This is a genomic window from Alkalinema pantanalense CENA528, from assembly GCF_050753345.1.
Classification (GTDB): Bacteria; Cyanobacteriota; Cyanobacteriia; order Leptolyngbyales; family Leptolyngbyaceae; genus Alkalinema; species Alkalinema pantanalense.
Window position 1 is genome coordinate 1 of the sequence record NZ_JBLZFX010000165.1, and the last position, 6,642, is coordinate 6,642.

The window sequence follows — 6,642 nt, forward strand, 5'->3', positions numbered from 1 at the left end:
ATTTCATCGTCTTCTGGGCTAAGAATGATACGGAGAGGGGCTGGCATTTTAAAGAGAAAAAAGTTCCTTCTATCTTACATTTAATTTACCCCTCCTACTTAAATGTTCCTGAAAATCTTCTAATGCGAGAGGAACAAGCTCAATTGGTACATCATAATTGTGCTCTGATAGAACTTGATGAATTCCTTTTGATACTCCAGTTAATCTGGATATATTATGTTTTGACTGATTTCCTGATATTTTCAAGAATTCCATTCTTGGCACCTCTATTTTTGCTTCTATATCGAGGGTTGGCAGCCAAAGTTTTAATGGAGCTTTGAAATCAAGCCACGCTTGTAATGCTATTAAAGCCAACTCTAGTTCTTTTACACTTTCATCTATATTAAAGCTTTTGTTTTGGCACGCTTCTTTAAGAACACTTATGCAAGATCCGGATACACCAGTCAGCTTACTGTCTCCTACTTCTTTAGCGAAATCTAAGAAGCGAATTACAAATAATGAACGATGAACAAAATCCTTAAAATAGACTTCAGACTCACCTGGGACTCTGGGAATTTCTCTGACATCAAGCAGCGCATAATTTACTATATCGTTTAGCGCTTCGAGACTTATGCATAAACCTATCGTCTCCCTTTCGCTTGAGTTTAGATCCATCTTGCCTCCTAGATGCATAACGCAAAGTTCACCTGCTGTGAGTTGACTTTGCTGAGAACAGTGTAGCATTGCCAGTCAGGTGCGACGATCGGTTAGGCTGGGCTGATCATGAAGTTTTTCTAGATTTTTGCCGGGAAACGGCTGCCCACGGATCAAACTGAAAGATAGATCGAACTCTGCATCACACAAATGAGGGAGCAAGAACCGCCGATCGCCCTAGCCAAAGTGCCCACAGACTGCTAAACAAACCTGCGGACACTGATACTTCAATGCTTAACGCTGACGTTCGCGACTCAATATGCTGATGTATTGTCCATCCGAATGCACGATCGGCATCGGTTGACTCCAATGAATTCGATCCGCGTACCGTAACGCATGGAATTGATTAATCGTATCTTGAATGAAATCATAATGACCAATTAAGTGGAACTGTAAGCGTTGTTTCTCATGTTGAACTTCACGATCGCTCCGATCGCTAGAACCTTTCGCCATAATTGAGCTTCTCCTGTAGTGAATCGGAAAAAAGCCCAAAAATTTAGAGCCACCCCGTTTGACATCACAAACAAGAGTGGCTCGGTCAGATGTTAAAATCCTCAACAAGCCTCCTTGCTGGTTACGCAGCGAGGGGGAATAGCTACCCTGAGTTGTTACAGCAACAAAGGGTAGTGCCCTAAATTTCCGGGAACCCAACGGCCCCATGCTTCACATACCAAACCATCTCGCGAAAGAAGGATGTCCATGGAACCGCTATGGGAAACTACCGTACTAATAAACCCCACCCAAAGTCAACTGCATAAAGCAAAAAAAGATTAACCTTTTATCGCCTGTAGAAATTTAAGAGGCTTTTTTCTTATCCTTGCGAGCCTTGTCCTTATCCTGCTGCTTCTGGCGTTTTTCGGCAACTTTAGCCGCCCGATCGGCTTCAATTTTCGCCAGCCTTGCCTTCTCCTTCTCCTCTGCAATTTTGTCGAGATAGTACTTATAATCGCCGCGATACAGCCGAAACTCGCCATCCCGAATTTCCACAATCTTAGTCGCCGTTTGGGAAATGAAATAGCGATCGTGGGAGACGATAATGACCGTGCCGTCGTACTCCCGAATCGCGCCCTCCAGCATTTCCTTAGCAGGAATATCGAGGTGGTTCGTCGGCTCATCTAGGATCAGCAGATTGACGGGTTGCAGCAGCATTTTTGCCAACGCTAAGCGAGCCTTCTCCCCCCCACTGAGGGACTCAACTCGCTTAAAGACGGTATCGCCGCTGAATAGGAAACGCCCCAGCAAGGTGCGAACTTCTTCATTCGTCCAATCGGGCATTTCATCGTGGATCGTGTCCATGACGGTTTTGTCGAGATCCAACGCTTCCGCTTGATTCTGTTCAAAATAGCCCGGAATCACATTATGATCGCCTAACTTCACGCTGCCTTCCGCCGGAGCTTCCATCCCCGTCATCAAACGCAGCAAGGTTGATTTGCCCGCCCCATTCGGCCCAACGATCGCGATTTTATCGCCCCGTTCAATCAATAACTCTGCCCCGAGGAACAGCAACTTCTCTTCGTACAAATGGGTGAGATTCTCAATCATCACCACTTCGCGGCCACTGCGCGGCGCTTCCGGAAATTTAAACCGTAGCGTTTTCACATCCGATTCCGGCGCTTCGATCAATTCGATCTTGTCCAATTGTTTTTCGCGGCTCTTGGCTTGGGTGCTGCGGGTGGCACTGGCCCGGAAGCGATCGACAAATTCCTGTTGCTTTTCAATTTCCTTCTGCTGGCGTTCGTAGGCGGCCTGCTGAGCACTTTTCTGTTCTGCTTTCTGTTGCAAGTAGGTGGAATAGTTGCCCAGATAGGTGTTGGAAACGCCCCGCTCAGTTTCCACAATTTGGGTACAGAGCCGATCGAGAAATTCCCGGTCGTGGGAGACAATCACCATGGGGGTATTCAATCCCTTCAGGTAATTCTCCAGCCATTCGATCGTGTCTAGATCCAAATGGTTCGTCGGTTCGTCCAGCAACAGCAAATCGGGTGCTTGCAAGATCACCTTAGCTAGGCCCATGCGCATCTGCCAACCACCACTAAAGGCACTCACGGGGCGATCGGCATCCTCTAGCTCAAAACCCATTTCCGGCAGAATTTTGCCAATCTTACTATCCAACCCATAGCCATCCATGGCTTCAAACTGCCGTTGCAGCTTGTCCATTTTATTCAGCAAACGATCCAATTCCTCCGAGGTGGCCGTTTCCAGGGCATGGTGCACCGCCTGCAATGCCTCATGGACTTGGTTGACTTCCCCAAAGGCTTTCCACAGCTCATCGCGCACCGTGCGTTCTTCATCTACATCAAATTCTTGACTCAGGTAGGCAATGCGGAGACTGCTAGGCCGAATAATCACGCCATCCGTCGGTTCGATCTCCCCCATGATGATTTTCAACTGGGTGGATTTGCCCGCTCCGTTCACGCCAACCAACCCCACCCGATCGCCCGGTTTAACTTCCCAATTCACATCCTTAAGAACTTCTCCGGTCGGATAAATTTTGCTGATGCGTTCGAGGCGTAGCATTGGGCTGGCTCCAGGGTGGGATGGGTAAAAAGGGGAAGGGTTAAGAATCGTAACAGCTTGCTTAAACGGATCTATTGTAAGAGGAGCTGGCCCCAAACGGGGAGAATCCCGAAAACTCGTAGAACTTGTAGGAACGGCATCCCAATAAAATCCCAAGGGGAGGGGTGGAGGGGTAGGAGCGTAGTGGGGTAGGAGGGTAGATACATTGGAGCGGTAATTTCCTAGCAAATCCCCAAGCTTGCCTAGGAGAGTTGTAGGGAAGGAGCCTAGGGCCGATCGTTTGCCGCAAAGCGTACTTGGAGAATGGAGCAATCATCTTCAAACAGATCGCTGGCCTTCAGACTGCGAATTTCCGCCAGAAGTTCTTCTAGATCGAGTGCTGGCATTGTTGCAGATTGCTTGGCATATTGTTGAGTCAGGTTTACTAATAAGGTCGTAAATTCCGTTAAGGTCCAAAAGGTTTGATCCTTCCGACGAACTTCGTAGATGCCGTCACTGAAAATATAGAGGATGCTGCGGGAGGAGATAGGAATGGTTGTCTCAGTATAGGTGGTATCTGGGTAAATGCCGATCGGGAGACTGCGCATTCTCAGGGGTTGAGCCTGTGTGTGGCCTGAGTCATCCGGTGCAAGCAAGAGGGCTGGGGGATGGCCGGCGCTGGCATAGGTCAGTTGCTGGGTTTGATGGTTATAAAGGCCGTACCAGATGGTAAAGTAACGCTCATTTTGCTCACTCATCCGAAACAGCTTGTTAAGTGTGGTGAGGACTTGGGCCGGTTGATAGAAATTTAAGTCGGGCAGGGATTGGGAACGCAAAAGATTTTGAATAAAAACGGAGGGCAAGGCCGCGCCTAACCCATGACCGGACACGTCTAGGAGATAAATCACTAGGTGATCGGCATCTAGCCAATAGTAATCAAAACAGTCACCCCCTAAATGCTGAGAGGGTAAAAAGCAGTGCTGGATTGAGATCGATGTGGTGATAGGTTTGGGCAGGAGCGATCGCACATAGGCAGCCGCCTCTGCGAGTTCGCTTTCCAATTTCTCGGTTTGCTCCTGTAGGGTGTGGGCCACGGCTTTGAGGTCTTGGTTGGCTTGGTACAGTCTGAGTCCCGCTCTGACCCGTGCCTTTAGTTCTCCAGCGGCGATCGGCTTAGACAGAAAATCATCCGCTCCCATATCTAAGCCAGTGATCAGATCCTGGCTGTCCGATCGATTGGTGAGCAAAATAAAAAAAGTTGCGGCAAGTTGGGGATCCTGTTTGACGGTTTGACACACTTCAATCCCTTCAATTCCAGTCATAACCCAGTCACAAATAATGAGTGCGGGTTGTAGGGTTTTCGCTTTGATGAGCCCTTCTTCACCACTGGAAGCGGTCGTAATGTCATACCCCTCTTCCTGAAGAATCTTATTCAGGAGAATTAAAATAAAGGGGTCATCATCAATGATGAGAATGGGAATCATAGAATTGCAAATGGGAAATTAGATTCAACATTCACTGTTGTATTGATTATTATATTAATGGATATAAAAGGAAGAAGGTGATCTAAACGATGATTCAGCCTTCTATCCATCTATGCAGGAATGCCTTCTCGTGTTTTCGTTGGGGGAACTACTCCATGGAAGTGCCAACGGTGGAAACACTCAATGGAATCATCTGTCGGTATTCCAATGACAGTATTCCACCAGTATTCCACAATGGTGGGTTAGGGGTTAGTGCAGGGTGAACTATGGAATCCTATTCGCTTGATCAAAGATACTCATTGCAAGTGCACTCTGATGTTGCAGTCCTAGCTCAAGTGTTGTCTTGGTTTAATCAACTGTACCAGCCCAGTATTCCTAAGCCTATCTGGTTACAATGTCAAACAATTTTGGCGGAAGGGCTGACTAATGCAATTCGCCATGCCCATCGGGATAAACCTTCTGCGACTCCGGTTGACATTGAAGTCAGCTTCTCCCATCAACAACCGTCCCATCATCAATCATCCCATCATCAAATTGTGATTAAAGTCTGGGATTGCGGATCTGCTTTTGATTTAGACCAGAAAATTCAAAATCTGCCCGATCGTATCGATCCTCAGCAATACGGCGGTCGGGGGATTCAGATCATGAAAAAGCTGGCTGACCAAATTCATTACGATCGCATGGATGACCAGCGTAACTGTCTAGTTATTATCAAAAATTATTGAGCGGATGAGTCTTGGTATTTAGGGATTTGCAAAGAAATAATATCCCCTCTTCATTCCCCTACCCTCCTACCCTTTGACTCTCCTACCCCTACCCAATTGGGATTTTATTTATGTGCTGTTCCCTAAACTTGTTCTGACGCCGATGAAACCGCCCGTTCTGCTGCCGTACAATCCCAGTCGTGCGTTCTAATCGTTGCGTTCCAGATTTCCCCACCCACCGTTCTACGCTTTCAGATAATTGTCGTTCGTCAGCTTGCCAGTCATCGCTAAACCAGACCCTTGCCCCTGTTTTCCCTTCTGTGTTTGCAATCAGGTCTTGCGCCAATTCATCTGTGCGTTTTCCCACCCATCCGGTGAGAATTAAACCGCTCTCCCGGTCTAGACTCAGCCCATCCAGCAATCCCCCACTCATGCTTCTTCTGGAGCGCATTGTACAATTCCAGTCACCGTCTTGATGGCACGTCCACTGATGCGTTTGCAGAATTGTTTGGATCTCAGTCTGACTCACTTGCCGTTGATAGGCGATCGTATCGAACGTTGCTGTGAAGGTATGGCGACAGTGAGGACAGTTAAACCGTTCCACACCTTGCCGGGTCTTAGCGTGTTTGTGCACCCGATCGTGGTCGCAGAAGGGGCATTTAATCATTTAATCTGGGTTGACTCGCTCGACTAGATCTCAGATTACCGCATCCCTCACTTCCCTGCCGCACAACCGGAATTTTCATTTCTTCTCTGAAGTTACGATAACTTCAAGATACTTAAGACGAACGACTGCATCTAATCCAATTAACTTAATCATGGGTTATTTCCTGGTTACTTAAGCGGTTAATTTTCTAATTCCCCCATCTTCAATATTTTATCTACTGCATTGCCACTTTATTTGACAGAGGAAACATATTTTGAGCGAACACATCGGCAACGCCTACTGCAACAAATAGAAGATTTTTCTGATCAGTAGTAATTGATTTCTAGCTGATTTCATGAGACTGGCTTTCACCATTGGTTAACCATTCAACGATCGCATCGTAGAAACTAGCGAGATTACCATCAACGAAGTCTTTGTGAAAAATTAGCACGCCCCCTGCAACCTCTAGGTATTCAATCTCTTCACAAGCTTGAGCGATCTCAATCACTTGTGCTTTCGTCAATTGAGGCTGAGGAAAAATGTACTGTGTCCACAGAGTTAAATCTTGACGAAAACCATCGGCATCACAATGGTATGCCAAGTAGAAAGTTCTAGGATG

7 protein-coding genes are annotated in these 6,642 nt (G+C 47.0%); 1 reads left to right on the forward strand and 6 read right to left on the reverse strand.

Features of this window, described 5'->3' with window-relative positions:
- Positions 1-69: 69 nt before the first annotated feature.
- The 4 genes from ACN4EG_RS26720 to ACN4EG_RS26735 all read right to left on the reverse strand — a co-directional run bounded on the left by ACN4EG_RS26720 (position 70) and on the right by ACN4EG_RS26735 (position 4,673).
- A complete protein-coding gene (locus ACN4EG_RS26720; RefSeq protein ID WP_431633331.1) occupies positions 70-654 on the reverse strand; it encodes a hypothetical protein in 585 nt (194 codons plus the stop codon).
- A 273-nt stretch (positions 655-927) separates the two neighbouring features.
- On the reverse strand, positions 928-1,146 hold the full coding sequence (locus ACN4EG_RS26725) for a hypothetical protein (RefSeq protein WP_431633332.1): 219 nt from the start codon (positions 1,144-1,146) through the stop codon (positions 928-930).
- 342 nt (positions 1,147-1,488) lie between these two features.
- Positions 1,489-3,210 (reverse strand): ABC-F family ATP-binding cassette domain-containing protein, encoded by a 1,722-nt coding sequence (locus tag ACN4EG_RS26730; RefSeq protein ID WP_431633333.1) that lies wholly within the window; start codon positions 3,208-3,210, stop codon positions 1,489-1,491.
- A 266-nt stretch (positions 3,211-3,476) separates the two neighbouring features.
- A complete protein-coding gene (locus ACN4EG_RS26735; protein WP_431633334.1) occupies positions 3,477-4,673 on the reverse strand; it encodes a SpoIIE family protein phosphatase in 1,197 nt (398 codons plus the stop codon).
- A 266-nt stretch (positions 4,674-4,939) separates the two neighbouring features.
- Here ACN4EG_RS26735 and ACN4EG_RS26740 point away from each other — a divergent pair, with 266 nt between their 5' ends.
- On the forward strand, positions 4,940-5,398 hold the full coding sequence (locus ACN4EG_RS26740) for an ATP-binding protein (RefSeq protein ID WP_431633335.1): 459 nt from the start codon (positions 4,940-4,942) through the stop codon (positions 5,396-5,398).
- Positions 5,399-5,486: 88 nt separating this feature from the next.
- On the opposite strand, the gene ACN4EG_RS26745 is transcribed toward ACN4EG_RS26740, so the two are convergent.
- Entirely contained in the window at positions 5,487-6,044 is a 558-nt protein-coding gene (locus ACN4EG_RS26745; RefSeq protein WP_431633336.1) for an IS1 family transposase, read from the reverse strand.
- A gap of 322 nt (positions 6,045-6,366) precedes the next feature.
- Positions 6,367-6,642 (reverse strand): hypothetical protein (locus ACN4EG_RS26750; protein ID WP_431633337.1); only part of this gene is annotated, 276 nt, incomplete at its 5' end.

What these genes read in the sequence shown, in the direction of transcription:
- ACN4EG_RS26720 (WP_431633331.1), bottom strand. Translation starts at nt 654, where the DNA reads ATGGATCTAAACTCAAGCGAAAGGGAGACGATAGGTTTATGCATAAGT.
- ACN4EG_RS26725 (WP_431633332.1), bottom strand. Translation starts at nt 1,146, where the DNA reads ATGGCGAAAGGTTCTAGCGATCGGAGCGATCGTGAAGTTCAACATGAG.
- ACN4EG_RS26730 (WP_431633333.1), bottom strand. Translation starts at nt 3,210, where the DNA reads ATGCTACGCCTCGAACGCATCAGCAAAATTTATCCGACCGGAGAAGTT.
- ACN4EG_RS26735 (WP_431633334.1), bottom strand. Translation starts at nt 4,673, where the DNA reads ATGATTCCCATTCTCATCATTGATGATGACCCCTTTATTTTAATTCTC.
- ACN4EG_RS26740 (WP_431633335.1), top strand. Translation starts at nt 4,940, where the DNA reads ATGGAATCCTATTCGCTTGATCAAAGATACTCATTGCAAGTGCACTCT.
- ACN4EG_RS26745 (WP_431633336.1), bottom strand. Translation starts at nt 6,044, where the DNA reads ATGATTAAATGCCCCTTCTGCGACCACGATCGGGTGCACAAACACGCT.